Source organism: Serratia sp. PL7, assembly GCF_945957435.1.
Window position 1 is genome coordinate 1 of record NZ_CAMFLB010000047.1, and the last position, 26805, is coordinate 26805.

The 26805-nt window shown below is 48.4% G+C and carries 32 protein-coding genes and 1 pseudogene; 8 read left to right on the forward strand and 25 right to left on the reverse strand.

The features are described 5' to 3' along the window. Positions 1–32: 32 nt before the first annotated feature. From mobC to N6G83_RS52450, 20 genes are all read right to left on the reverse strand, one after another. Positions 33–779, reverse strand: a complete 747-nt coding sequence (gene mobC, locus N6G83_RS52355; RefSeq protein ID WP_040118352.1) for a MobC family replication-relaxation protein — start codon at positions 777–779, stop codon at positions 33–35. 9 nt (positions 780–788) lie between these two features. Then, complete coding sequence (locus N6G83_RS52360; RefSeq protein ID WP_050296642.1) at positions 789–2624, reverse strand: type IV secretory system conjugative DNA transfer family protein; 1836 nt, start codon at positions 2622–2624, stop codon at positions 789–791. 701 nt (positions 2625–3325) lie between these two features. Then, positions 3326–3607 (reverse strand): hypothetical protein, encoded by a 282-nt coding sequence (locus N6G83_RS52365; RefSeq protein WP_050296641.1) that lies wholly within the window; start codon positions 3605–3607, stop codon positions 3326–3328. Further along, a complete protein-coding gene (locus N6G83_RS52370; RefSeq protein ID WP_260524335.1) occupies positions 3576–4019 on the reverse strand; it encodes an H-NS family nucleoid-associated regulatory protein in 444 nt (147 codons plus the stop codon). Before N6G83_RS52370 ends, N6G83_RS52365 begins: the two co-directional genes overlap by 32 nt. A 61-nt stretch (positions 4020–4080) precedes the next feature. Continuing rightward, complete coding sequence (locus N6G83_RS52375) at positions 4081–6303, reverse strand: type IA DNA topoisomerase (protein ID WP_260524336.1); 2223 nt, start codon at positions 6301–6303, stop codon at positions 4081–4083. Between the two features lie 2 nt (positions 6304–6305). After that, complete coding sequence (locus N6G83_RS52380; RefSeq protein WP_050296638.1) at positions 6306–6611, reverse strand: conjugal transfer protein; 306 nt, start codon at positions 6609–6611, stop codon at positions 6306–6308. A 103-nt stretch (positions 6612–6714) separates the two neighbouring features. Continuing rightward, complete coding sequence (locus N6G83_RS52385; protein ID WP_050296637.1) at positions 6715–7119, reverse strand: cag pathogenicity island Cag12 family protein; 405 nt, start codon at positions 7117–7119, stop codon at positions 6715–6717. Then, positions 7106–8134, reverse strand: a complete 1029-nt coding sequence (virB11, locus tag N6G83_RS52390) for a P-type DNA transfer ATPase VirB11 (RefSeq protein ID WP_050296636.1) — start codon at positions 8132–8134, stop codon at positions 7106–7108. The genes N6G83_RS52385 and virB11 overlap by 14 nt, the downstream gene beginning before the upstream one ends. A 10-nt stretch (positions 8135–8144) precedes the next feature. After that, positions 8145–9425 carry a VirB10/TraB/TrbI family type IV secretion system protein gene (gene virB10 / locus N6G83_RS52395; protein ID WP_040118347.1) on the reverse strand — a complete coding sequence of 427 codons (1281 nt, stop codon included), beginning with the start codon at positions 9423–9425 and terminating at the stop codon, positions 8145–8147. Continuing rightward, positions 9422–10318: a P-type conjugative transfer protein VirB9 gene (virB9, locus tag N6G83_RS52400; RefSeq protein WP_117343855.1), complete on the reverse strand. Its 897-nt coding sequence runs from the start codon at positions 10316–10318 to the stop codon at positions 9422–9424. Before virB9 ends, virB10 begins: the two co-directional genes overlap by 4 nt. Next, positions 10318–11001: a virB8 family protein gene (locus N6G83_RS52405; RefSeq protein ID WP_032490880.1), complete on the reverse strand. Its 684-nt coding sequence runs from the start codon at positions 10999–11001 to the stop codon at positions 10318–10320. The genes virB9 and N6G83_RS52405 overlap by 1 nt, the downstream gene beginning before the upstream one ends. Continuing rightward, entirely contained in the window at positions 10994–11131 is a 138-nt protein-coding gene (locus tag N6G83_RS52410) for a hypothetical protein (RefSeq protein ID WP_032490879.1), read from the reverse strand. The genes N6G83_RS52405 and N6G83_RS52410 overlap by 8 nt, the downstream gene beginning before the upstream one ends. 69 nt (positions 11132–11200) lie before the next feature. Further along, positions 11201–12202: a type IV secretion system protein gene (locus N6G83_RS52415; RefSeq protein ID WP_032490878.1), complete on the reverse strand. Its 1002-nt coding sequence runs from the start codon at positions 12200–12202 to the stop codon at positions 11201–11203. Beyond that, positions 12195–12488 carry an EexN family lipoprotein gene (locus N6G83_RS52420; RefSeq protein ID WP_032490877.1) on the reverse strand — a complete coding sequence of 98 codons (294 nt, stop codon included), beginning with the start codon at positions 12486–12488 and terminating at the stop codon, positions 12195–12197. The genes N6G83_RS52415 and N6G83_RS52420 overlap by 8 nt, the downstream gene beginning before the upstream one ends. A gap of 14 nt (positions 12489–12502) precedes the next feature. After that, positions 12503–13225: a type IV secretion system protein gene (locus N6G83_RS52425; RefSeq protein ID WP_260524337.1), complete on the reverse strand. Its 723-nt coding sequence runs from the start codon at positions 13223–13225 to the stop codon at positions 12503–12505. Between the two features lie 11 nt (positions 13226–13236). Then, positions 13237–15984, reverse strand: coding sequence for a VirB3 family type IV secretion system protein (locus N6G83_RS52430; RefSeq protein WP_182063611.1), 2748 nt, complete (start codon positions 15982–15984; stop codon positions 13237–13239). Positions 15985–15993: 9 nt separating this feature from the next. Beyond that, positions 15994–16287, reverse strand: coding sequence for a TrbC/VirB2 family protein (locus N6G83_RS52435; protein ID WP_032490874.1), 294 nt, complete (start codon positions 16285–16287; stop codon positions 15994–15996). Between the two features lie 9 nt (positions 16288–16296). Next, positions 16297–16965 (reverse strand): lytic transglycosylase domain-containing protein, encoded by a 669-nt coding sequence (locus tag N6G83_RS52440; RefSeq protein WP_032490873.1) that lies wholly within the window; start codon positions 16963–16965, stop codon positions 16297–16299. 20 nt (positions 16966–16985) lie between these two features. Next, a complete protein-coding gene (locus tag N6G83_RS52445; protein ID WP_008815931.1) occupies positions 16986–17210 on the reverse strand; it encodes a hypothetical protein in 225 nt (74 codons plus the stop codon). 78 nt (positions 17211–17288) lie between these two features. Continuing rightward, positions 17289–17744: a transcription termination/antitermination NusG family protein gene (locus N6G83_RS52450; RefSeq protein ID WP_016361119.1), complete on the reverse strand. Its 456-nt coding sequence runs from the start codon at positions 17742–17744 to the stop codon at positions 17289–17291. 258 nt (positions 17745–18002) lie between these two features. Here N6G83_RS52450 and N6G83_RS52455 point away from each other — a divergent pair, with 258 nt between their 5' ends. From N6G83_RS52455 to N6G83_RS52470, 4 genes are all read left to right on the forward strand, one after another. After that, a complete protein-coding gene (locus tag N6G83_RS52455; RefSeq protein ID WP_008815933.1) occupies positions 18003–18365 on the forward strand; it encodes a helix-turn-helix domain-containing protein in 363 nt (120 codons plus the stop codon). A 506-nt stretch (positions 18366–18871) separates the two neighbouring features. After that, a complete protein-coding gene (repA, locus tag N6G83_RS52460; RefSeq protein ID WP_064645521.1) occupies positions 18872–19789 on the forward strand; it encodes a plasmid replication initiator RepA in 918 nt (305 codons plus the stop codon). A gap of 572 nt (positions 19790–20361) precedes the next feature. Beyond that, a complete protein-coding gene (locus N6G83_RS52465) occupies positions 20362–20604 on the forward strand; it encodes a type II toxin-antitoxin system ParD family antitoxin (RefSeq protein WP_000124732.1) in 243 nt (80 codons plus the stop codon). Then, on the forward strand, positions 20597–20881 hold the full coding sequence (locus N6G83_RS52470; protein ID WP_260524338.1) for a type II toxin-antitoxin system RelE/ParE family toxin: 285 nt from the start codon (positions 20597–20599) through the stop codon (positions 20879–20881). Before N6G83_RS52465 ends, N6G83_RS52470 begins: the two co-directional genes overlap by 8 nt. A 68-nt stretch (positions 20882–20949) precedes the next feature. On the opposite strand, the gene N6G83_RS55020 is transcribed toward N6G83_RS52470, so the two are convergent. Further along, positions 20950–21138: a plasmid partition protein ParG gene (locus tag N6G83_RS55020; RefSeq protein ID WP_064759408.1), complete on the reverse strand. Its 189-nt coding sequence runs from the start codon at positions 21136–21138 to the stop codon at positions 20950–20952. A 551-nt stretch (positions 21139–21689) separates the two neighbouring features. Further along, positions 21690–22037 (reverse strand): hypothetical protein, encoded by a 348-nt coding sequence (locus N6G83_RS52480; protein WP_260524339.1) that lies wholly within the window; start codon positions 22035–22037, stop codon positions 21690–21692. Positions 22038–22227: 190 nt separating this feature from the next. Between N6G83_RS52480 and N6G83_RS52485 the strand changes: the two genes are divergently transcribed. Beyond that, the gene (locus N6G83_RS52485) at positions 22228–22674 is read left to right on the forward strand and encodes a hypothetical protein (protein ID WP_260524340.1); all 447 of its coding nucleotides are present in this window, start codon (positions 22228–22230) and stop codon (positions 22672–22674) included. A 129-nt stretch (positions 22675–22803) separates the two neighbouring features. Here the strand turns inward: N6G83_RS52485 and N6G83_RS52490 are convergent, their stop codons facing one another. The 3 genes and pseudogenes from N6G83_RS52490 to N6G83_RS52500 all read right to left on the reverse strand — a co-directional run bounded on the left by N6G83_RS52490 (position 22804) and on the right by N6G83_RS52500 (position 24993). After that, entirely contained in the window at positions 22804–23223 is a 420-nt protein-coding gene (locus N6G83_RS52490; protein ID WP_121558187.1) for a hypothetical protein, read from the reverse strand. A 334-nt stretch (positions 23224–23557) separates the two neighbouring features. Then, a pseudogene (locus N6G83_RS52495) lies at positions 23558–24370 on the reverse strand (IS5 family transposase); the annotation flags it as partial. A gap of 296 nt (positions 24371–24666) precedes the next feature. After that, a complete protein-coding gene (locus N6G83_RS52500) occupies positions 24667–24993 on the reverse strand; it encodes a tyrosine-type recombinase/integrase (protein WP_371683023.1) in 327 nt (108 codons plus the stop codon). 133 nt (positions 24994–25126) lie between these two features. Between N6G83_RS52500 and N6G83_RS52505 the strand changes: the two genes are divergently transcribed. The 3 genes from N6G83_RS52505 (at position 25127) to N6G83_RS52515 (ending at position 26777) form a co-directional block, all read left to right on the forward strand. Continuing rightward, the gene (locus N6G83_RS52505; RefSeq protein ID WP_039964969.1) at positions 25127–25444 is read left to right on the forward strand and encodes a hypothetical protein; all 318 of its coding nucleotides are present in this window, start codon (positions 25127–25129) and stop codon (positions 25442–25444) included. Further along, a complete protein-coding gene (locus N6G83_RS52510; RefSeq protein ID WP_156157160.1) occupies positions 25441–26082 on the forward strand; it encodes a hypothetical protein in 642 nt (213 codons plus the stop codon). The genes N6G83_RS52505 and N6G83_RS52510 overlap by 4 nt, the downstream gene beginning before the upstream one ends. A 104-nt stretch (positions 26083–26186) precedes the next feature. After that, positions 26187–26777, forward strand: a complete 591-nt coding sequence (locus N6G83_RS52515) for an SHOCT domain-containing protein (protein ID WP_260524341.1) — start codon at positions 26187–26189, stop codon at positions 26775–26777. The last annotated feature ends 28 nt before the right edge of the window (positions 26778–26805 follow it).

A 26805-nucleotide genomic window follows, 5' to 3' on the forward strand; every position in this document is an offset into this window, starting at 1 on the left:
AAAGGGTTATGACCAACGCGAAAAGGATTGATTTACGCATAGTTATTTAATTCCAGGGATTTTAGTTCATCCATTGTATAAAAGCGGAACACGTTGCGGTGCTTTGCTTCCAGCGTGACATGTTGGCTGTTTTCGATAACCTGTTTTATCGTGTCGAACAGCAGCATTAATGCCCGTTTCTTTTGTTCATCCGGCACGATGTAGAACACGAAAAACCAGAGATTTTCTGTTCTCGCTCTCAGGTGGCTGGCGATAATTTGCTGATAGCGGGCTTTTGTTTTTAAGCTACGTTCCGTTTCAATGGCGATCCGTTTGCCATTTGGCAGCGTGATTAATCCGTCAGGCCGGTGCTTCACCTTAAACTGATTTAAAAAGGTGTTACGGTCTCCGTTAATCCAGTCCATCGCGCCTTTTTGTGCCAGCGTAAGGTGTACCAGTTGATTATCCAGATGGTGATCGAGGCTCCAGCCTTTTAACTTCGCCGGTTCAAATCGGGCGGGGAAAATCTTGTCTTCGGGGCTGAGTACAACGGCGATCCCATCCTGGGTTATTCCCCACAGCGTGAGACTGCCGAGGCGAGAGACGAAAACATATTTTTGAATAAGCCCCATTCCTTCCAGTTTATCGAGCAGAAGGTAAAGTGGTTGATGTGCCTTATACCTAAAGAGTTGTTTTAGCGTGTCAAAATCGCTGTAGGTTTCTTCTTTCAAAAAATTAAGAAGCTGTGCCATTTTTTCACTGTTACGGCCTTTGCGTTCTTTATCGCTACTTATCAACATGGCATTCCCTTATTCATCAAAATCAAAAGAAGACGTTTCAACAACCGGCTCAACCGGCGCTAACTCGGCTGTTCTGTTTTTTTCTGCCGCCACTAAAACGGGTGCCGTCTGGGTTGCGGGTGCTTCAGTAAAATCGAGCGGCTTTTTAATCGAGATGGGTGTGATCGGCGTGACGTCATAAACCTGTAGCGGCTGTTTTTTCACTTTCAAGGGTGAGATAAGGGAGGCTCGGGGCAACTCTGTGGCCGTGAAAATATAGCTGACGAACGGAGGCAGGTTTAACAGCATGTTGCTGTCGATATAAAAACGCTCCGCCTGTCGGATTGTGCGCTCGTCGTCTATTACTTCGGTCAGTACCCGATTGGTTTTTGCTTTGCGACTTTCATCGTCCACTAAAATCGTACCGGACATTTTCGCCACCCATAACGCGGTGTCGGGGTCTTGCAGTTTATACACCAGTTTAAATTTGGCGTTTTCCACTACGGCACCCACCACGGCGTCGCCGTTTAAATCGGCGGGGCAGTCGCGGAGGTCGGCAACGGACTGGTGATCCATAATGATATGCACGCCTTTATCTCGGGCAGCGCCTAAACCCTCAAGTGCAGGCCGTGATAAATGGTATTTTAGTTCGGCTAGGTGAATAGCAATCGGGCGTGGCGTGGTATTGATTCTGTCGCGTAACTCAGCAAGCTGCATTAACCGAACTAAAATCATGCGTTGAGTTGCGATCACTTTGCTGTTGCGCATCGAACCGATGATGTAACAGCAACCGCCGTCGTCAAAAATCTTTTTTAATGCCAATCCTTCCGGCGCATTGATGGAGTTTAATAAGGCCAGCTCCTCTATTTTACCGAAGAATCCTTTAATCGTTTCGGCAATGCTTTGCACAAAATCGCTGTTGAATAAATCGCGGATCGTAGCGGTTGGGTTTTCATTAATTAATTGTGCAGTAGCGCGTGCAGCTCTGCGGTCGTCGATACGATAGAAGTCGGCGGCCTCGCCTTTTTCTGCCAGGCTAAACCCAGCAATAAAAAGTTCCTCTAAATGTTCTGCTGTAATACCATCAATAAGGTTTAGCTGATATTCAGGCCTGTTTAAGTCAATTAGGTAGAATGGTTTTCCTGCATCTTCACATGCTTTCCTTATTAAGTGAGGTGCCCATTCATCATTTTTGGGGTCCATTTCAAAAACGCCTTCACCGGCTAAAATACTTTGATAAATAAGTAATCCTGTTGCAACCCCTTTACCTGCGCCCGTAGTACCAATGACATCGGCATGTTGTTTTTGCCAGTCACTGAGCGGAATATATTGAGGTTCTCTTTTTTCATTGAGTCCAATAAAAACGCCTTTTGTTAAATCAATGAATTGCTCAGGGTCATATTTTTCAGTTGTGGGAAGCAATGCTTTTATTTCGCGCACATCAGTACGCGTATTTCTTTCCAGACTGGTTTTTTTAACCATTTTCCTTTTGAGCTTGTCAATCTCTGGTGAGAGAACGCGGCGTGCAACGTAATGAAATATCACGCCGACCACAGTAAATGAAATCAATATCGCCCACAAAATTACTGGCGTACTTACTTCCAGTCTTGCCGGGTATAGAAAGCGAAGTACGTAAGAGGTGGCCGGTGATATTGTGCCAAAAATAAAGCATAAGAGTGAAAAGCAGATAATAATGCGTTGCCATATTGGCGCTTTTTCATGCTCATCCCGCTTTAGCGGGACAATAAAGGGTAACGTCAATCCTGATAACAAGGCTAATAATAGCTGATGTTGTTGCATATAGCCGAAGAACGCCGTGGCGTTATCGACTATGGGCATTAGCTTCTCTGTGATTTTATTAAGCATGTCTTAACCTTTAAATGGTTTCTTTCGGTGAGCTATCTCGGTGAATCCACTCGGTGACAAGCTGTCACCGAGTGGATTCACCGAGTTGCATGGGGATCTGAGAGCGTTAAAACTGTGCCCGCAGGCGGGCATGCTGAGGGGGCTAGAGTCCCCTCAACAAAGGCATGTCCCATTACATGCGGGCTGGACGCCCTTATTTCATGAGACAAGGGGGTAATGTCGCGGCTGGACGCCACGCCAAAACCCCCAAAGGTCAAGTGCGGCAAACCGTCCACGCTACGCGTGACCACCCCCCTTACGAAGTGATTTTGACCTCTATTTTTTCGCCTTCGTCTCAAAATATCGGAAATCACTACTCGTAACGGGGGTGGTCACGCGCAAAGTCGTATTATTCTCGTTCCTCGAATAATGCTCCTAAGCTTGGACGGTTTGCGGGGCTATGCCCCCCAAATAAACCGCTATCGTGGGCGATAGCTTTTTGCTCGCTGGGGCGGCAAAATTTATTCGGCTCCCCCCAACTAACTCGGTTCACTGGGGGTGAACGCTCGTTAGTGGTTTCGGCGACGCCAAATTAACAATTTTTTCAAAATTGAATTTAGCTGCCTCAATCCACTTCCCGTTAACAATTCATTCTGAATTGAACGATAAGTTAAAACCATCGTTAGCAATTTTTCAAAATTGAACGATCAAAACAAATAACATCACATTTCCTCTTTGCGGATTTTGTTTAATATAGTATTTGTTTTATACGAGTCGTATTCTTTTATGTGTGGATGTAGTGTGGAGGCGATTTCTATAAACTTACCCCGTTCATCATTATTCAGGCTGTCAGCGAATTCATGTATTTCCTCGGAAAGAAACTGGTTGTATAAAGTATCGTGTAAACCACAGCGTCGCCCTGCGCTATGTTCCATTCTTGAAATAACAGACTCTGCTATATATACAGCATCTTTAATTGTGGGGTGTTTTATTCTGGTTTTCATTTTTGATTTCCTCTGCAATTAAAAAATCATCCAACGTTGCACCTGAATTTAACCGTTCCTGAATTGAACGCGGAACCCGACCAACACCAGACCATTTTTTAATGGAGTCACCGTCTCTGTACTGATATTTCATCCGGCGGCGGGATTTTGTTTTTATCGCCGCTGTGGTTATTAATTCTTCTGGTGAAAAACCCTCACTGACAATCAGTGCTAATAACTCGCTGCGCTTTTCGTTGCGTAATTGAATGGCTTCTTGTTCTTTTTCCTGCTGCGCCTCCCACTCGCTGATATGCACCTCAAGTTTATTTTGCAGGTCGGTTAATAGCGCGTAGTCGCACCGTTTAATAAACTGGTTCATATTGCGACCAGAGGATAGATAGGTGTAAACATCTTGATATTTAATGTCTGACATAATGAAAGTTACCTAAGCTAATGGGGAGTGGCGGCATGACGCCGCCATATAGGTGAAAGGCTTATTTACGTGGTGGAAACTCAAACGCAGTTTGCCCGGTGGCCTTATCTTTTAGCACCACGAACGCCGAGAACGGCTTACCCGCTTTGCTGGTAAAGCCTTTAATCTCTGCGCTTTTACCTTTACTGATGATGGTTTCAACCTGATTCTTGGTCAGGTTTTTACCCGCCATTGTCGGCCAGATTTTAAAGTCGCACTGAGTACAGCGGAATATTTTAGGGGTCACAATGATGCTGCTACCGCAGGACGGACAGGGTGCGTTTAATCGCTCAAACTGACTCTTTTCACTTTTTTCTTTATCGCTGGCCGTCACGTTGACTGCGCTGACATCGACGTGTTGAAGCTGCTCCGCAATAAAGATTTCCAGCTCGTCTAAAAACGCATCGCAGGTCATTTTCCCCTTTTCGATCTGCTGTTGCTGCTCGTGCCAGAGTGCGGTCATATCGGGTTCGGTAGCGATGGAGGGCAGGGCATGAATAAAGCTGATGCCTAATTCCGTGGGGATAAGCTTCTTTTTTTCCACGGTATAAAAGTTGCGGTTCAGTAAGGTTTTTAACATTTCGGCGCGGGTTGCCGGTGTGCCGATCCCGCCATTTTCCCCCTCAGTGTCTTTGTCCCGGCTGACTAATAAAGCTTTAATACGCGGGTCTTTCACATATTTTGCCACGCGCTGTAAATCACGTAACAGCGTGGCTTCGGTATAAAGTGGCAGTGGTTTGGTTTTCTCCGCTTTGACGGTGACGGTTTTACAGGTTCCGGCATCGTTCACGCTTAGTGCCGTTAATACGGAAAATAAGCCATCGCCATTATCTTTCCCTGGCTCACTCTCGCCGTCGCCGCTTTCAGCGTCGCTGTCGCTCTCTTGTAAAAGCGCCGTCCAGCCCATCCCGGTTGTTTTCCTGGCACTGGCCGTGAAGGTGTTGCCCGCTGCGCAAAAACTGACGCTGGCCGCCAGATACGTTTTTTCCGGTAAGAATTGAGCCAGGTACTGCGTGGCAATCGCGGTGTATACCGCGCGTTCGTCCTGGCTCATTTTTGCTGTATCGGGCGCGGTGCCGGTCGGGATAATCGCGGTATGCGCTCCGACTTTACCTTCATTAAAGGCACGGTTTTTTCTGTTGCTGTCGAGGTCGGCCAGAACTTGCGGGGGAAATGTGCCGCTTAATGCTGCACTCACCGCCGCGATAGTCTGAGGCGCATCATTAAACTGTTCGTTATTCAGGTATCGACAATCTGAGCGGTTATAGGTGATCGCCTTAAAGTTATCGCGCAGCGATTGTGTAACGGCCAGCGTTTTTTCAGCGGGCAGACCGTGCTCACGGCTCATGTGAACCTGCAAATCTAACAGCGAGAAGGGCAGCGGTGCCGGTGATGTTTTCGGTTCGGTCTGTGCCTGTGTCACCGTGGCGGGTTGGTGCTGTGTAGTACTGGCGATATTATCAGCGTAGTGCTTATCGATAATGCGTTTTTTATCGTCCGTAGGGGCATCGTCTGGTACGGAAAATCTCGCCGGTATCTCACCTCCGTCGCAACGGGTCAGGTCAAAACCGTTAATCATAAAACCGGCGCTGACAGCGTAATAAAACGCTGCCGCATGGTTTTTGAAGGCTTCATAACGGTGAACGATCAGACCCAGTATCGGTGTTTGTACCCGACCAACCGATAACACATCTTTGCCACCTTTTTTACGGGCGGCGAGGGTGTAACCACGGGTCATATTGAAGCCAAAGAGTTGATCGCCAACGCTTCTCGCTAATGCGCTTTGGGATAATCCGTAAAACTCGCTGTTGTCGCGTAACTGCGTCAGCGCTTGTCGCGCTTTCTCCGTGTTCAGGTCATTGATAAGGACGCGCTTCACCGGTTTTTTCGTGCCGGTGTACGTCAAAATTTCATCAATTAAAAGCTGGCCTTCGGCGTCGGGATCTCCAGCGTGAACAATCTCACTCGCCTTCTCAATCAGCGCCGCTACCGTTTTAAACTGGCCTGCGGTGCGCTCAATCGGCTGGTAGCGGTGCGGTCGCAGTTTCAGCGGTAAATCGGCCTCGTTCCATTTTTCGTAAGCGGGGTTATGACTTTCAGGCTTGACCAGCTCGAGCAGGTGGCCTGATCCCCACGTCACCACGTCGGTGCCACATTCGATATAACCGCCACGGTTTACACCGTTGCCCAGGGCAAGGGCGATCACTTCACCCAATCCTTTCTTTTCTGCGATAAAAAGTCTCATGATTACCCCCTGATCCGCCCGAATTGACTGATGATTTTGGCTATAGCTGCCGGGTCTGCGGCTTTGCATTCCCCCAAAAGCGCTTTACGCATGTTTGATGTCTTCGATGGGTCAAACCGGCCTTTCTTCTTAAAAGAATTAATGTTGAAAAAGGCTTTTTCGGCACTGCTGCATTCACTGCCGCCGCTATTACCGGTTACTTTGCCGAACATACACAGGACGACCTCGCACGGGTCAGCAGCAAATGAAGGCGCAGAAAAGCCAGCGGTCAGGCACAGGAGTGCCGCCGCGATTGCGGTTTTTTTCATAACGTTTTATTCCTTGAGGTGATTTTGAGACAAACAAAAGACGGCTAACGCCCTCTGGTTGTTCAACGCCGGAAAAACAGATTGAAAATCTGTCTCACCGCCGTTATCGGGAAAAATAAATGTCGGTGGTGTTGCAGGTCAGGCAGTGAGTTTTTGGAAGATAAGAGATAAGCCCTTGTGCGCCGTGTTGTCTCAACCACGCTTTAGCAGCAAAGAACGCGGTCGCATCCGGCGCAGAGACGGCAACGTGTGGGGAATGAGCAACGGCATACCAGACATCAGGCGTCCAAATCTGTCCTTCATCTTGAAAATCGGTGATCACTCTCGACCACTGCCCGGACACGACCGGCGACGGTGTAACAACAATGTTTTCCTGCCATAAAGGCAATGTGCCGTTGGTCGGCGAAAGAGGCTTATCCCACTCGACGGCTGCCGGTTCGGGCGGGGATGAACAGCCCGCGAGTACCAGAAATGCACTGAGTACAACCAGCGGTTTAAAATGTTTCATTCCTGAAATTCTCCATCACACCGGCGCGATGCACCGGCTTAAAGTAAATATCACCCATGCGGCGAATATCGCCGCTCACGTCAATGCTGGCGATGACATCAATGCTGTTCAATACCTTACGCAGCAGTACCGAATAGGGGATGTTCTGGCATTCCATGTTTTGATAACAGCGTTCCGCCAGCCCGTTAATGGCCTCTTCCGGGCTACCTGCGTGCAGAGAAGTGATCAGCCCTTCATGCCCCGAGCCGATGATTTTCAGACAGTCCCAGGCTTCACCTCCGCGCACCTCGGCCAGTAAAATACGGTCAGGGTTCATACGGTAGTTTGCCCGTACCAGACTGGCTGGGGTCACAATGGCTTTTTCTCCCGCATCGGCGGGGTAAAAAAGATGCACGTAATTTTCATGGCCATAAAAGCGCGTCTCCGGGTTGTCCTCGATAGTCACCAGTCGCAGGTTGACGGGGATATACCCGATCATCGTTTTCAGGTAGGTTGTTTTCCCCGACCCCGTACCGCCCACGATGATGATGGTCTTGCCATATTCGACACACTTCTCCATAAAAGCGGGAATAGCTCCGGCATTGTATAAACGTAAAAGTTCGTCATCATGGCTTGCTGTTTTCTCCTTACCCGTGACCCGGTCGTAAAAGCCGCCGTCGATATAGGACTGGTGGGGAATTTGTATCAGGGAAGGCTTGCGGATAGTGATCGACACCGTATCTCGCTCACAAGCCGGAGGCATCACCACCTGGCAACGTTCGCCAGATTCGAGCGTGGCGGACAGCACTGGCGATGTATCATCAATATGGTCCCCCTGATAGTTGGCAAGCGCAGTGGCAAATGTCTGACACTGTGCCAGCGTGAGCGGAACGGCGTGTTTTTGCCACACTCCGCGGATTTTGGTAAACAGCTCTCCGGGGCGGTTTACCGCGATTTCGGTCAGGCCATCGAGGTGAAGAAAATCCCCGAACATGCGCTGTTTATGCTGGTCGAGTGAAATGTTACTGACGCCCATAATGCCCTCCTTATTTGAGTTTCAGGCTGTAGACGCCTGAAAAATCGATGTCTGAACCGGTCATGATGCCGATGATATCGCCCTGATTTTTGTAGATGGTTGGCGGGATATTGATGCTGTTATCCAGCGCCGTTTTTGCCATTTCAGCGGCGGCAGCGCGTGAATTTTCCGTGTAATCGGTATTGCGGTCTTTCGACGGGGCGGAACTTGCCGCCGCTGCGGCTACGTCCTGCACGGTACTTAGCATCATTGCGTTGCCGAAACGCTCCCAGAAATGCGTGTCGATCCAGCCATCAATACCGGCCTCGCCGAGCTGGCCCACGACCTGAGAATCAACCATCGGGATTTTTAGCCTGTCCGGGGTTCTGAGTTCCGTCCACATCACGAACATCCTCGCCTGGCCGTGATTGAGTGTGCCGGTCTTGTAGACGCCACGGGCGCGGGTGCCTGCTGGTATCAGCCGTACATGGGTGCTTTCACTGTAAACGTCCTCAGATATCAGGCAGGAAATACGCCCGGCAACGTCGGACACAAAGCGGGTTTGAAGCGTACAGGGAATATAGGTATCGACCGGAATATACAAATCCGGGTCAAGCCGCATACGTTGTACGCCGGTTACGGTGGAAACTGCCGGTGCCACACCAGGTGATGCCTCCGCCCCGACAGGACAGGCCAGCTTTCCGCTGGCATCCATGACCAGCGGCACCGTGCAAGGTGTATAAGGTTGCGCGGTCGCGGGAGATACGCTGTGCTCTGTGGTACTGCGTTCAGCCGTGCGCGAAACTGTGGCGGTTTGGCCGCTGCTTTGCGTGCTGGCCATCGCCGCCAGTGCCATAGACTTGTTAAATGAGACGGGCGGAGCGGCGGCACGAGGAAGGTTTGTTGTGGTATCGGTCGAAGCTGTGTCCTGCAACCCCAGCGGGTTTTCAGCCATTCCCATGCCCTGACGTTTCCGTCCGTAACTGACATCATCCGGTGCCGTTTTTGCCTGTTCAGCCTTGGGGGCTGGGGCGCTCATGAAATGGTTATAAGCCCAGTCACCCATCCAGGCTAATACGATAAGCGCCGCTAAAAGCAGTATTCCCAGCGTCATAAGACGATTTTTACCGCGCTTTTTGAGGCTGTTTACCTCGGGTTGGTCGGGTTTAACGTCCTCCACCGGCGCAGACTCTTTACGCTGTGCCTGCGCCCGTTCGCGTGCTTCAACTTCCAGCTCGGCCACCGTTTTTTCTCTCTCGGATGAAGGGTTTTCGCTCCCATCGAGAGGCGTTGGGTTTTGCGTATCCGTCATGGTTTTTCCTCCAGTTTAACCGCCGGTGAAACGGTGCTGCCGTTGCTGACCGTTGCCAGACCAAATCCCTGATTAACAATGCCCACCACGGCGTCGCCGTAGCGTAAGACCAGCTTTGGAGCCAGCGAGTGAACGACCATCACGCGATAGTTTCCCTGTTGCGAGAACGACGGGATGGTCGTTTGTTCTTTGCCGTTGACGAGCAGGAAGGGACTCGGGATCTTTTTCAGCGGTGAAAAGCCCAGGTAAGTGAAGCGGCCATCGTCATAGGCAAAGTCCGGCATAGCCATTTCACTGCCCTGCTTCACACGCTGCGCATAGTTCCAGTTTCGCGGTGTAGTGGCGGCATTAAACGCTTTGGCGATGCGGCTTTTTTCCTGCGCCTCCGTCAGCTCCTTTTGCCGCGCCTTCACGGCTTCCATGCTGGCCTTACGGCTGGCCTCGGGATAATTCCAGGTCACAACAAACGCCAGACTGCTTGCCGGTGCGCCTTCATCGAGTACGTTAAGTTCCAGGCTGTAGAAGTGTGCCGACGTGGTGACAAACAGGTTGGTTTTCCAGTCTTTCGACTCGGGTAAAAATGCCTGCTGGGCGGTTGAGCCGTCCGCATCCGTCACCGGCTGCGTGATGGGGGCGGGGCGAATATAGACGCGGTTCGCCTCCTTTGTTACCGCCCATCCTTTAATGAAGCCGACTTCGGTACTGATCACCGCTTCATCATCGGCAAAAACTAACGTGGTGACGTAACCGGCGCGGGTGTTGATCACCGTGCTGTTTTGCACGTTGTACGCCACCTGCTGCATACGGCTGTCGTACCGGCTACCCTGCGGGGTTGCGGCTCCCCACGCCGATGAGCAGAGCATCAAAGTGAGAATGACGAATAGATTACGCATTATTCTTTCCTCAGTTCTTTGTCACGCTGGTAACTGGTGACGATGAAGCCCAGCGGATTACTCTCACGCTGCGCGTCAGTCAGCGCCTTGTGTGGCACGTAGTGGTATGTCAGACGAACGTTCCAGAATTCGACGCGCGTAGCGCCGTCAACAACGTGGCGGATGGTTCTTTTCAGTCGGAGGGTTGCCAGCATATCGGGCGCGGTAGCCTGGCTGATGATATTGGAAATGACCTCAGTTTCCACCACGTTAGCCGCATTCTGATACACCTTGTCGGGTGCATCCTGTCCGGCGAACCAGGCAAGATAGTCCGCATTGACCTGTCCGCTGTTAAAGAGCTGCACCGTGTCATAATTGCTTTGCAGGGCGAAATAGTTGTATCCCTCCCGGAGCGTGGCGTAATTGGCGGCGAAGGCTTTCGCCATTGCCTCCTCGGTCGCAATGTCTTTTTCTTTCACTCGGGTGACGTATTCCGCCCGCCCGCTGTGGCTGTCTACGGTGTAAAGTTCGACCTCCGTGTGTTTTAGCGGAAGCATGACAATGACGGCCACAACGGAAAGTAAGGCAAATACCGTGGCGACGGCGGCGATAACAAAGGCGAGTTTTTTAGCCCGCGCATCGCGTGTCAGCATCACTTTTTCAAACGACTGCGAGGCATTCAGCATTTTTTGTAATTCAGACATTATTCACCTCCTGCATAACGGAAGCGGAATTAACGGGTTGAAGGTCGCCGGAAACATCCGGCGGGAAATGGTTTTGCTGTGCGCAGCCCGCAAGGGTGCACAACATCATAAATATGATGAAGCGTTTCATGGTTTAGGTTCCTGAAAGGATTAAAAAGTAATGAGTCGTGCGATGGGAACAGGTGTGGCGGGATATCTGCTAGTTCTGGGCTTTCATTTTCTCCACTGCGGCTTTTGCCGATGCTTTGGCATTACTGGCCGATGAGCCTTTGAGGTTATTCGCTGCCTTATCGCCAATACTGCCTAAAGCATTCCCCACGGGCTTTCCTACGGTACTTGCGGCTTTTTTCGCTGCGCCCCCGCCTGCCATTAGCCCCATTTTAGCCGCGCCCTGTACCACACCCTGTACGCTAGCCCCTGCCAGTGAACCGGCAATTTTTGCCGATAACCAGACTACGAACCCGGAACCGATACCGGCAAGGCAACACTGTGCGGCCAGCGTTACAATGTTGTTGGCATTAGCCCCGACGCTTGCTTTGTCCAATATGTTACTAAGGTATTCAATCGCGATCCGTAAAGATAAGGCCGAAAACATGAGGGTCAGGATAGCGGTGAAGATTACCTGGAGCCAGTTATTGAACATCGGTCGCAGAAAACCGTAGATAAGGCAGAAAATGAATATGGGTGCCGTTGTTGTCATTAATAACAACATTATTTCAGCCCCCATATTAACAATGGTGGCGATAATTAAGGCTACTATTGTTCCCCCCCAAACTAATAGCTCAGCAATGCCGCCATTGAGTTGCACATAGGTTGAATTATCTAGGTTAAATAAGGTTTGCCCCAGCGTCTGAGCTTTACTCCAAAGTGTATCTAGTAAAACCCAGACATTTTCACTTCCGCTGAAACCATCTTTTAAACCGTTAATGGCAGCAACCGAGGCGTCTAGGTAGCCATCTGCATTAGTGACAAATGCTAGGATGATCCCCATTCGCGCCAAGTCCCACGCTACGTCCTCTACCGGGGTATGTAGCTTCCCCGCCAGTGTCTGATAGCCACGCCAAAGAATGTACAAAGTGGCAGAACCGGTAACTAATCCTGCCATCAGCGTTGAATACAGGGACATTTGCCCCTGTAAAACACTGTTTAAGCCATTCATTACAGCGGCATCCATTCCAGAGAAAACACCTTCGCTACTCATGACTTTTATTCTCTGGATGCATCCTGCTTTTTACGTACTCTGTTTGCACTTTTTGTAGTCCAGCTACAACGTCAGGCTCATTCATTGACCTTTTGGAAGCATTCACAACAGGGATGCACCGCTCACTGCTGAATGTTTGGGTTTTCAAACAATCGGCATAGTCTTTTATTAATTCGTCATGATGAGCCATATACCACTCTTCAGTTTTTTTCTCTTCACAACCACCTAAAGCAAACAGGCTTAAAACAAGCAGGGAGGATAAAATAGTGCGGTTATTAATCGTCATATGAAAAATCCTTGTCATAAGTTGTTTAAATCAGCTACCGGCGCACTCAGTTGTTGCTGTCGGTGGGCTTTTTGTCGCTGCGATGTCAGCATTTGATCACGCAGTTCCGACTGTTTCACGCTCATTTCCCACTGCGTGGTCAGCGCGTTTAACTGTACACTTTTTGACGTTATGGTGTTCGCCAAATCCTGTGACTCTTTAGCGTCTTGCGACATTTCTATACGACTTACAAGGGTGGAAATATCACTCACTGTACTGTTGATCTTCTCCTGTACCGCAGTGGTATCTTCGACGGCCACCGCCCGGTTAATGACGATTTGTTTACAGGTATCAGCATAGCTTTGGGTCTGCGTAGCATCACAGGTGTCAAACATCTTGTACTTGCTGTACAGGCCGTTTAGCGCACTGCTGTATGACCCGCCGGAGTTCGTCAGCAGGTCGTTGAGTGAAATGCCGTTTTTTTGCAGGTTTTTAAGGTCATTAGACAGCCCCTTAGCCTGACTCAAAAAGTCCTGTACGTTGCGTACGCCGGTCGCGGTCGCCAGTTGCGATTTGTAGGCATTAAGCTGGGATTTATACTGTTCCACCGTTTTAAGCCAGTTTTTGGCGTCGGTCGCGTATTGAATCTGACGTAACGGATCAGCATCAACCATGACAGGAATACCGGCATAGGCTGTCAGTGATGGACACAGCAAAGCCCCCGCAAGACAGGCGGCAGACAGAGTTTTCAGTTTCATGTTATTTCCTTTCAGAGTGCGAGTTGCAGGTAGTGTTCCAGCCAGTCGTCCGGCTTCATGCCGTCCTGAAACACAGAGTCAAAAATTTCGAGGTTGTCAGCGCTGCTACTTAACACTTTTGTATAAGTACCAAGCCCGGACAGGTCAAGGGTGACGAGTGCCGCAAAGTTGCGTAAGTCACCTTTTTTCAGAGGACTTTTCACTATCACGAACTGGCGTGACAGCGGATCGAGGTTCTTGATGATATCGAAGATTTCCGGGGCGACTTTCAGGCCGTCAACATAGTCTTTGCGGTCAGCCTTCGGGTTTGCCGTAAAGATTTGCGTGCCGCACTGCTCCACCACGGCAGGAGATATCGGGTTAATCAGTATTTCAGCCGGTGATTGTGTGCCAGGAATAAACACGCCATTCAGTTTGCGGATGACTTTCAGCACGTTAAAGGCGAAATCAGAAAAGACCGGGTCGTTGAGCCATTTCCAGAATTCATCCATGAAGATCACCAGGCGTCGCCCGTCGAGCAAGCTGGTGACGCGATACAGCAGGTAAAACGAAATCGGCGCACACACGTCGGCATCGTCCAAAAATTCCGTGCCATCGATGCCGAAATTGTCGCATTCGCCAATATCAAAGGTGTCCAGGTCATTATCGAAAACCCAGCCGTATTCGCCACCCTGCGCCCACTGTGACAACCTGACGCGTAACCCGTTTTCCTGCGCTTCCTTCGTTGGCGGCTCGGTAAGGTTCTCCAACAGCCGGGTAATACCAAACCCACGGTGTTCAGCCGGTAGCTCCTTCATGACCGCATCCACTGCCTGACTAAGACGCAGCTCGTCGCGCGGGAACAAGGTTTGTCCGTTGCGGGTGCAGAGTATGCGCATCAGCTTCTTGATGAAGTTCAGATTGCGTTTGGTCGGTGGAAGCCGGAAGGGATTCCAGCCGGTAGGCTCACCGCTTTTCACCTTATAATACTGGCCACCCAACGCCCTTACGTTGAGTTCTGCCCCCCTGTCCTTATCAAAATAAACGGTAGTAAGACGCTGCGTTTTAGCCTGCGGCGAAAAACTCCGGGGTTGCCGATATTTCTGCATCATGACCTGAATGAATGCCATCAGCATTGTTTTGCCCGAACCGGCGGTGCCGATAACGCTGGTATTGCCTAGATTTTTCTCGTTGAAATCATCCTTATTGAGCATTGAGTTGTGCAGGTTCATGTAATACGCCCCGCCCGATGGGGTTTTGAGAACGCAAAGCGCTTCACCCCAGGGGTTCTTATCCCGTTTCCCCGTATAGAAGTTATGGAATGACGCCAGTTCTGCAAAATTCTGGCTGCTGATGGGGACAAGTCGCGGCCTTAGCGTGTACACCCCCGGCATTTGTGCCAGGTAGGCAGCGGGCAGCGACAACGTGGAGAGCGTCGGGGTGATACCCAGATCGGTGAAGGCGTTGATCAGGCTGTTTGTATCTTTAATCAGCCGTTCTGTACCGGGTGCCGATACCATCAGGGAAAAATGATATTTACCAAAGGCAATGTGTCCGGCCTGCAACATGTCCAGGGCAACAAATAAGTCTTCCTGCTGCGAAATGGCATCATCTTCCGTGCTGCGTAAACGCTTGGCCGTCTGCTTGATGTGCTTTTGCGCTTCATCTTTCGCCATACAGGTAAAAGACTGGGTGATCACATAGTCACACGGGGCATACAGCAACACGTTCATTATCCCGGTGAAGGATTCCGGCGCGTAGTCTTTCACTTCCAGCCCACGGAAGAAGGTCTTTCCGTTTACGTTATTGCTTTGCCCGGCATCGCCGGTGAAAAACAGGTCGGTTGTGCCGAGCGTTTCATAAAATGGCGTGCGCGTAACGGCTGTTTTCTGCCAGACGCCGCTTAACAGCCGCCGATAGAAAGACAGTTGCGACGAAAACACGCGGCCATTTTCTTCATACGCCCCGAGTTGGTTCGCGGTGAAACGCGACAGGGACGTGCCGACCGTCTGGCAGATCTCCAACATCTCTTTTAATGCACTGTCTAACGCATGTTGCTTCTGTCCGTCGGACATCCGTTTGCGCTCGACCTTATCCAGTCCGACAAAGGGCATATAACAGGCGGTGAAGAACAGGCGATTATGGCGGAAAGGATGGTTTTCAATCGTCGAGTAGTACCGTTCGCTGACCGTATCGGCAAAATCGTTACCCGAATGCCCGTCAAAGTGATCGTGGTACGTTTCACGGATATTGTGAACGTAAAACGTCACCGGTCGCCCTTCAAAGGACTTAATCAGGTTATTAAACTGACCAGACAGTATGTCGAGATTTTCTTCCGTATCACATTCAAACGCCGTTCCGCCAATTTCCCACGTTGCGATCAGGTCGCTACCTCGGGTTTTAATGACGTTTTCATGAATGTGCGACGAATACGGAATGTGCTTGGTGAGCGTGACCCGTTCGTTAAGTCGCATAGTGTTGATGAACTCCGTGATGTCTACGGCGTCGTAGTCGTTCGCCAGGAACGCCGTTGCGCCGTAGTGGGTGTTGCACGTCTTATTGCCCCGCGTTTTCAGTTTTAAAAAGGCTAATCCGAAAATGTGGGCATCCTTTCGAGCCATCTGGTTCATGACAAACCAGCTTACCGGCAGGAACAGCAACAAAAGTTTAGTGAGGTATATCGCCAGCAGGATAATTGCCCCACTGACGATAACTAACGGCACCATCGGAATGCCAAACAGCATAGCGGGGCGCGTCAGGGCTTTATTCAGCGTGACCATTTCCGCCCCTTAGCTCATCAACAGAGCGCCGATTTCTGCACCGCTGGCAATAAGAATGCCGCCAATGATGATCCCTTTACAGTCGTGAAGGCTTTTGCCGTCCCATAACACTTTGTAACCCACCCAGATAACAGCGATGGTAATGGTGACGATGGCCAGACCGGTGAGGCCAGACGAGATTTTTTCCAGCAACGTTTCGGCTTTGGCGAACCCGTCCGCGAATGCCGGTGAGGACATAGCAGCAGAGGCCGCGACAGCAGCAAGGTGAGCAGGAGCGTTTTTGATAGAGCGTAAAATTTTCATGATATTTCCTTATTTAGATGTAGTGACTACAAACTCCCCCCGCACAACCTGTGACGGGAAAGAAACGGGTGTAGCCTGGTTAGGTGACGCTTGCGCGCCGGAGGTGATGAGATCGCCGCGTACAATACCTTTGGGGTAACGTATCTGCGGCGTGGGTGCTGCATTGCCTGGTGTGGCGTTTTGCTTTTCTTGATCGGCCTTGCTGGAAGGCACGACATATTTTTGCGCGGGTTTGTAACCCATCCGCTGTACATAGCTGGTTTTGGAAAATGCGGCTTCGGGCTTCTGGCCGGTATCAAAGTTGCCGGAGTAATAGCAACTCAGCGCCCTTTTCAGGGTGCCGCCCCGGAGGTAGCAGTCAGTGATGATTTTTTCGAAGACGGTCAGGTTGGTGCAGGGATTAAACAGTTGTTTTGCAGTGACACCGTAACGGGAAAAATTAGCCTGGTTGATTTGCATCAGACCAACTGAGTAATTTTTACCTTTCGCCTTGAGCTGGTCGATATGATCAAGAGCGTCATTTATGTTGCTGGGGAAAAGCCCTTTTTTCTGGCCGACAACCCCGATAGCAAAGGGATTCAAGCCAGATTCGACCCTAGCTACATCATGCGATGTATCCGGGTGAATGGTTGGGGCGCATTGCATGGCCAGAGTCAGAAGCACGGCGGATGAAATCATTTCTCCTCCTATTAGATGGTTTATTCCTCTTCAGCGGGGGGAGCCTTCTGCAACTGGTTAAGCAGTGAGGCATGGCCTTTTTTGGTGAATTCATCAATCAGGTAGTGAAGGAATGTTGTTGTCTTGATATTGGTGTTGGATAAATAACTGATTTCACGAGCATGTTTTGCTAACAGTTGGTAACGCTGTTGTCCGATATAAATCACCGACGTACTCGTTGGCTCGCCCAACTTCTTTTTCGGCATGGGGATGGTTACTCCTATTAAAAAGACACCGCAGGGTATCGCCCGCAGTGCTGGTATGTATAAAAAATGAGGTCGGGTTTAAGGGTTAGACGATTGCAGCAGGTGTGAAAAAGCAACCTGCCGTTGTTCTATCGACTTGATAAGCGAGATTTCCTGAATTTTTAGCAGCAAAGTGGACGAGATATTACGGCACTCAATAGCTTGATCGTCATTGTTCAACGCAATCAGCCGAGCGCATTCAATCGCTGATATCACTTTCTGGGGAACGGTGCAGGCATCGGAACCGAAGCGAATGAAGCCGACAGCCCCAGGGATAGACGAAATTGTTGAGGTGTGGATTTTATTGATATCAAAAGAGAGGAACAAATAATTAGGGAACAACACTTTTTCCTCGATCCGAACCGAATTGCAGTCGGTTCGGTGAGAGACTCTTACATAGCGAGGGCAAAAAACACTAACCCCTAATCCATTGACTCTTTTAGTGATTTTACCAACATCCTGAGCCTTGCAGTACAGCACATACCATAAGTTCATGTTCCCATCCTTGTGGGCACAAGCCCCCATTTTCCGCCGTGCTAGCTTGGCGGAAACTAGAACGAGCGTACTCATAAACATGATAAAACAACTGTATATAAATACAGTAATGTTATTATATTCAGTTGTTTTGGTGTGTCAATCTAAAGAGTCTTAGAGATTACATTACTTTATGATACAAAATCAACCATGATTCGTATTGTGGACATTGATATCGAATGCGCCTTGTAAGATTAGACTCCCAAAAAGGGGGTGAACATGGTGCCGAAAAGATTGCGAGAAGCGCGAGAGGCTGCGGGGATATCGCAAGAAAAATTATCTCAACTTATTGATATAGATGGTAAAAACTCAAGATCGAGGTTGTCGAGTTACGAAGTCGGAAGGACGGAACCCCCTTTTAGCTTGGTAGTTAAAATCGCAAGACTGCTGGATTATCCTGAGTATTATTTTTATACAGTGGATGACGATATGGCTAAGAATATGCTTGAGGTGCATCGTAATAGGGTTAACCCAGAAGAAAACCTTCAATACTATACTTTGGAGGAAAATAAAAAATTACGTAAACAGAATGAAGAAGCCAGAAAATTATTAAAACAACTAAACGAGTGCTTGAAAGACTAGCCAGCACAGCTCGCCGCAGCCTTTGATTGAGGCGGAGCGCAGCCATAGGCGAGCACTGAACACTCAAAGCGAGGAAGCGGAATTTTCACTGAATTAACAAAGAAATGCGTTCACTCTGAATCTACATAGACAAGAGAGAACACCTGTTGATATTCACAATATTAATAATGTTTAGACTCAATATCTCTATGAATTGATTAGGTAAATTAGATATGTTCTTTGCGGGATCTTTTGGTGGGGGAATTGATCGTTGCTTCACTACGTGGTAATTTACCTGCGTTTACAAGTATTCATACGGGTGGGACGTTCCCGGTAATAGCGTCTAGGGAAAGGGTGATAGGGGCAAAAGCCACACCCTGAATGCAAAAACCCCCTGAAATCCCAACTCGAACTTGGCGGAACGAAGGATATTCAGGGGGTCGAAAGCAGGCGCGGCGCCTGAAAAGGATTATAGCAAATGCGTAACCTAACACAACCCCCCCACACCGCCATAAGTGCTGGCGGGTGTGAATAACCAGATAAATTCTACCCAACAAAACCCAGACAAGCGTCATCGTGGCGAACATTCTACAGCCTGTAAATGTCCGTTACCGCTCTACGTGCGTCCGGCGCATTATAAACCTCTCAGTAAACAGCATGGTCGAGCCTTACGTAACCTTATGAGCCAGGACAAAACCTCTGGTGCCTGGGTTATTCGTCGTCGTGTTTCTGCCGATCCAATCTTCACTTTTTTGCGACCTGTCGCGGACAGAAAAAGAGCTTTCCGTGAAGTACGCCGGCGTTTGCTCGATGCATTGTTTGTGCTTTTCGTCAACAAAGCCGATCTTGCTACCGGTATTGTCACTATCAACATCACTAAGCTGGCTGAAGAACTCAGTCCACGGAATGAAGATGGCCAGATCATCCCTGAAACTGCCGTGACGGTATCCAGGGTGTCGCGTCTGATAGACGAATTGGCGAGGTTTGGCATAGTCCTTGCGCCTGAAACTGAGTGGGATTATGTGAACGGGTGCCGTTTTCCTAAGCATATAATCATTACAGAAGAAGGCTGGCGTCTTACCGGTGTGGATATGGACAAGCTACGAGCCGAGCAAGAAGAACGCCTACGCGCTATTGAGGACGGCATTCTACAACCCGGTGAGGCTATGACAGTAAAAGAAGCCCGTAAGCGCTGGTATGAACGTTGCCGCCATCAGACGATACTCAGCCGCCGTACACGCGCTATTGAGGGCAAACAACGGCGTAAGCTGGCCGAATTACCGTTCGATGAGCGAAAGCGTCAGGTGGCCGAGCGTATTTTCCGTGATATGAAGGGTGATATACACCATCTAACCCCTCAGCAGTTTGAAAAAATGGTCTGGACTCAGCTTTACCAGCTTGAACTGGTAAATATGGAGCAGCCAGGCACAGCCCCGCCTCACTAACCCGCCCTCTTTTTACTAATCCGATTCCCTGCGGAGGATGTTCGTTGTCCATCTGCTAAAACAGCTCGTTTTTTAGTCACCATTATCACGATAACCTCACCGATATTTGGTCAAAACCCCAATCAACACCGGCGTTATATCTTTTATGCACACTTACCTGCAAATAGGTAAATGGGACTATCTGCAATCAACCAATAGTTAGCTGCAAAACAATCAGGTCTTCGACCTACTTAACTTCATTAAAGATCTACTTATTCGCTGGATAAGTTCTGTGGATAACGGGGAAAACCGATAATGACCGCCCTTGCAGCGGCCAGATGGCCGCGCCGGTTCGGCATGGTCGCTATGCTCCCCAAAAGACTTTAAGTAGCACCTCCGGCCTTAGCCGGAGGCATGGAGTCAACGAGACGCAATGCAGCGAAAAGGCGCTTTTCGCCCTTACCTACTTCATCGCTAAAAGTAAGCTAAAAAACCAGTCTGGCAGGAAGGGGGCGAAATCCGTTTGGGTGTATTCGTTGACACCAGGAGCAAGTATTCCTATAATTGTGTTGATAGTTAACACAGGGGGCGTTATGGCCAGAACAACAAGCGTTACGATTGGCGAACAACTCGATTCGTTTATTAGTCGATTAATAGACAGTGGCCGTTACGGCTCTGCGAGTGAAGTTATGCGTTCTGCGCTGCGATTGCTGGAGCAACAGGAAACAAACGATGAAGTTATTCGTCAGGCTGTTATTGCTGGGCTGGAAAGCGGTGAAAGCTCGCTATCACTGCGGGATATTGCAGCACAAAGAAAACTGAGACATCGTGTATAAACTCACTGAACGGGCAGCAAACGACTTCGCCGGGATTTATGACTATACGCTCTTGAAATTTGGTGAAGCTCAGGCAGACCATTATACAGACGCACTTGAGGCATTTTTCGAGACACTGGCCGGAATGCCAGATATGGGACGTGACTACCATACCGTTCCTGGTGTGATGCGCATTGAATTTCAGCGACATGCCATTTTTTATACGGTTCGTGATACGGATATTCTGATTGCGCGTATTTTGCACCAACAGATGAACCATAAACGCCATTTACTGTAAGTCTAAACACGCTGCCGCGCTTTGCTTGGCCAACACCGATCTGGCACATAAAAAGTTTATGCACCAGATCAGTGTTCTCGGTAAGGATAGGTGTGTTTTTGAGTTAATGTGTTTTTACTCATTTGAGTCTTTTGGCTGTCATTTTCTTTCAGCCAATTATCGACCAAGTCCTTTATCACATCAGTAATAGATGTGCCTTGTTTTGTACTCGCAGCTTTGAAGCGGATATGTATCCTAGGCCGCCTTTCGAGTATCATAGGGGTCAGTTTGGATATCGAAAATTATTGTACTACGGGTCCGCTTGGAAAAAGGAAATTATCCTACGTTAAGCGTTTTAAGCTAACGGGTGATTTCGTTCCATTGAGCGCGAACCCCTGACCGTAAGGGATGTACGAAATGATCCGGCTGTCCGTTAATGGTTTTGCTTACTTTCGGACATGTTGTCTACATGCTGTACGTAATCGTTCGGTTTCGGACGTTTAAGTCACATGCACGTTAACTGTCGGTATTCATCGCCTCACTAGTACTACTCTGCTAGTTCATCATGTTCTTCGAGAGCATATTCAAAATCGGCAACAAGCAAGAAATTTTCTATCCTATAAGGGGTCAGTTTGGAGATCGGAAATTTTTGTACGTTAAGCGCATTATTTAACCAATCTTGGTTCGTAAGGGGTTGATTTTGCGTCAGTGGCTATCGCTTTTAAGTTGTCGCTCTTGCAGTATCGCATTTAGGTTATCCGATTAAGGTCAAACCTCTGAAAATGCCGTATAGCGCGGGAGTACACCCTATTGCTACAGGTAAGCCTGTTCAAAAAACAGGCTTACCGTACAATAATTCTCTATATCCAAACTGACCCCTATAAGCCTGATTTAACTTAATTCGTTGGTATCTTTCGTTCAATAATCGCCATGCTGTTTTCCGTAGTACCATCGGTACGGATTCATCTTTTAAAGTACGCATGAGCACAGAACAGGTTGTCAGAAAAGCAGCGTCCTTACGTTTTCGGTAATACGCATCAGTCGAACAAACCGCAATGATCTCGATTGATTCAGGGTGATGACAGATAGCATTAACCGTAGTTTGTTCATGTATCTGTGCCTTGAGTTCAGCCTGAATTTTTGATTGATGATACATAGCCTTGAGATAGCTAAACATGATTTCCCCATCAAACAGTAAGTCGTGTCAATTCCTAGAGTTAACACATTTCTGATCATGACTCACACGTTACGTTCAGTCGGTAGCCATCTGTGCAAAAAATGCGCTTAGCGTAGGATAATTTCCTTTTTCCAAGCGGACCCCAGGTTGAGCTGATACACTCTCATAAGACATAAATAATGGTACAAAAATGAAAAATAAGGCATCCGTTGTTTTTATAATCAAGCTATCGCTATCAGCCTTTTCTGCTTACGCTGATTCAGATATTCCATTAAGAATAGAAACAAAACTTGAAAGCTGTCTTAGCGCTGCACCAGGAGCGGTTTACATGGATGATTGTTATGAAACATCAATAAAGGATTACTCTCGATATCAGTCAGATCTCGAGAGTGCGATTAACTATAATCTTGATATAAAAAATAAAAATAAACTTATTTCTGAATTAAAATCTGACTTCACATGCAGTGATACAATATCAGAATCAATAATGCTTAATGAGGGAACGATGTGGCCTAGGCAGGCAATGAGATTTTGTTCATCAACCAAAGGGCTTGCTCTAAAGAAATGGTTGGATTACTACCAGTTAATGAAAGAGACGAGTCACTATCATAAGGTGGCAAATACATATATTGATTGACATATATAAAGCATGTCAATCAATTAATTAATTATGCCATAAAAACGCATAAAGCGTAACGCTGAAGCTGCCTACGCAAACCTGTCTGTAACAGCATTGAATGGCGTTGATAGCTTTATTTATTTTAGATTAACGCCGTTTTCCAGCAAAAGCAGAACCACTGACACAGTGATCAAGTAGGTCTTTTTTCCGTTTCTTTGCTTTATCTAAAGCAATATCCTTACAAAATCGACAGAGTTTTATTTCGCTACCATCTGAATATTTATAAATCCAATTATCAATATGATATACATGGCACTTATCACATTTTCCCGAACCAGGAGCTTTTGCACCTCTAGAAGAAATCATTGTAACTTTTTGTTTTTTATTTTTTGTTTTCTTAACGCATTCGTTTTTTTTCTGTAACTGACCACTTCTATTCAAGTTTTTTACCGAGGCATCATTACTGATAGATATCAATTTCCAGTTATGAAACTTAACAAGATGGTCGAATAGCTCGCATTCGCTAACTTTTAATGTACAAACCCCGCAAACTACATATCTATTCATGAGTTATTACACCACAGAATAAAATCACCGCCTTAAATATTAACCATAACATCTTTTTCACACAAGATCGTTTATGTTAAATAAGACATTTTTGCGTTAAAAGGGGTCAGTTTGGATATAGAGAATTATTGTACGGTAAGCCTGTTTTTTGAACAGGCTTACCTGTAGCAATAGGGTGTACTCCCGCGCTATACAGCGTTTTCAGGGGATTTTGTCTTAATCGGATAACCTAAATGCGATACAGCAAGAGCGACAACCTAAAAGCGATAGCCACTGACGATAAATCAATCACTTACGTATCCGAATTGGTTAAATAATGTGCTTAACGTACAAAAATTTCCGATCTCCAAACTGACCCCTTGATGGCCGTTTTGTTCTTGCGTGGATGCTGTTTCAAGGTTCTTACCTTGCCGGGGCGCTCGGCGATCAGCCAGTCCACATCCACCTCGGCCAGCTCCTCGCGCTGTGGCGCCCCTTGGTAGCCGGCATCGGCTGAGACAAATTGCTCCTCTCCATGCAGCAGATTACCCAGCTGATTGAGGTCATGCTCGTTGGCCGCGGTGGTGACCAGGCTGTGGGTCAGGCCACTCTTGGCATCGACACCAATGTGGGCCTTCATGCCAAAGTGCCACTGATTGCCTTTCTTGGTCTGATGCATCTCCGGATCGCGTTGCTGCTCTTTGTTCTTGGTCGAGCTGGGTGCCTCAATGATGGTGGCATCGACCAAGGTGCCTTGAGTCATCATGACGCCTGCTTCGGCCAGCCAGCGATTGATGGTCTTGAACAATTGGCGGGCCAGTTGATGCTGCTCCAGCAGGTGGCGGAAATTCATGATGGTGGTGCGGTCCGGCAAGGCGCTATCCAGGGATAACCGGGCAAACAGACGCATGGAGGCGATTTCGTACAGAGCATCTTCCATCGCGCCATCGCTCAGGTTGTACCAATGCTGCATGCAGTGAATGCGTAGCATGGTCTCCAGCGGATAGGGCCGTCGGCCATTGCCCGCCTTGGGATAAAACGGCTCGATGACAGCGGTCATATTCTGCCATGGCAGAATCTGCTCCATGCGGGAGAGGAAAATCTCTTTTCGGGTCTGACGGCGCTTAGTGCTGAATTCACTATCGGCGAAGGTGAGTTGATGGCTCATGATGTCCCTCTGGGATGCGCTCCGGATGAACATGATGATCTCATATCAGGAACTTGTTCGCACCTTCCCTGTCTATCGCACATTTTTGCAAATCCCGTCGATTATTTATTTCCATATGAAACTGAAATCCGTAGCATAGTTTGACGAAAAGAACAGGCCATCAGGATGAAAATGGCCCGGGTAACAAGCCACCACCTGAAACGGATGTCAGCCTCTAGGAGCTGTAACCTAAGGGCGGTAGCGTGCCTGCGTCAGGCCACTTGTTCTGAAAAACCGAGCGTCCCGCCCCCCAACCATTACAGATCAGACAAAGGGCTACGTACCCCATTGGCGCCGTTTTGCAGCACATGGGTATAAATTTGTGTGGTTCGAACATCAGAATGGCCCAGTTGCTCCTGCACGGTTCGAATATCCGCCCCCCGCGCCAGCAAATGGGTGGCAAAGGAATGGCGCAAGGTATGACAGGTGACCGGTTTTCCCAGCTGCAACTGACGCGCCGTGGCACGAACCGCTTTTTGCAGGGTGGTTGGATCCAGATGATGTCGACGCAAGGCCCCATCGACAGGATCGCGACTCAGATGGGATGCCGGAAACAGGTAGTGCCAACCCAGCTGCCCCAGCAAAACACATTTCGCGTGTGGTGGCTGGTGGCTATATAACAAAGAACTTGTCCGCTGACTTATAACAATGGCATGCAGCGGACGGTGCTGCCGCACCACCGCTGATGCCAAGCGTTAGCGGATAGGAGAACTACCCATGCTCGTCGATTGGCTCATTTACGGACTGCTCGTGTTTGGTGCGGCAAAGCTACTGAACGTGACTGCATTTAAGCAGAAGTCGGCGTCTCGCCTGGCTGCATGGTCGTTGACCATTTTGATGTTTATTGTAAGTGTGGTCGCGCTATCGGTCCTGAAGGTGCTCAGGTATCAGGCCATTTCCGATAGCGTCGGCGTGCCGATCAGTCCACAAAACCCACTCGATATGGGGGGCGCATTTGTATTTGCTTGGCTGTTTTTCTCATTTCTTAATAGACAAGAGAAAAAGCAACCGCCTAGCGCAGGAGGGGAGCAATGAGAGTGAATATCAAACATCTATTTCTTGCCGCGTTTATTGCCTTAACGCTGCTTGCACATTCAGCATTCGCGCAAGACACTTCATTTCGTAGTGTTCAGTTGGCCTACGGCATCTCACTCGATGTTCCATCTCATTGGACGGTATTGTCTCTGGAAAATCGCAAAAATCTCGGCGCTGCTGGCCAAGCAATGACTGATAATGCCGGCATCGAAGGATCAAGTGGTCGAAAAGAATCCTTACTGGCGATGAATGCTACGCCTAATCCAACCGGTGCGATGATTCGTGTAAGTGTCACGTCCCCCCCTGATTACACACAATCCGATCTTGCAGCAGCTACCCCCGCAGACCTCCAAGAGGTTGGAACTGAAATGTTAAAAATGTTCAGGCAACTTGAGGCGTCTGGCGGCCCAAAGATAATTGAGATGCAGCCTGTCCGCATTGAGCGGCTCAATAATTACCGAGTGCTCGTAATGCCTTACATTCGCGCGGGGGTTAATGGGCCTTCTCCTTGGCAAGTGACGCAATACAAGATTCCTGTTTCCAATCGTCTTATTGAAATAACCTTGTCGCACAGGCAGTCGGATGCGATTGTATGGCGCCCGATACTTGAGCGAGTCAAACGCTCGATTAAATTCTGATGTATTCCGCTAACAAATCGCTCAACACGGACGTGCAAAAGAGCGCTTCACTCTGCTTTTGCACGCCGGTTAGCTCAAACGTTATATTTCAAAAGGAGAGTACATTGCAAAATCAACCTATGAATAGTGGCGACCAAGGTAAGCTGCTAATTTTCTCGCTCTTGATGGCTCCATCGATAATTTTTCTATTCGGTGTAATCCCAGCCATATTTTTGGGTTTTGGCATATATATGATGAAGAAGAATCAAGACTTCTCCAGCATTGATACTGCTGTTAAAAACTTTAAGGGCTATACATGGCTAGCGCTCATTGGCTGTGCCCTAAGCTCTCTCTATTGGGGCAATAAATATTTTAGTGAAGAGGAAGAGCATCGCTGGTATTACGACGATAATTTCTTTGCTTGGTTAATATTCGCTGGAATTGCTTTTGCTTATTTGATTGTAGTTCAGGTGTTATTTTACTCTCCTATGAACAGGCACAGAGAGTGGGTAGAGGTTAATGGAATATTTTCAACAAAGCCAAAATCAGACAAAAGCTCAGTAAATCAGTCAGAGGTAGACATAATCAAAGGAGAAAAGTTAAAGCAATATTCTGTAGCTGACGAACTAATAAAATGGGCAAAGCTAAAGGAAGATGGTCACATCTCTGAAGAGGAATTTAACGAGGCCAGAATCAAGCTTTTGAAGCGAAACTGAAAAATGGATCTTTACAACAAGCAATTCG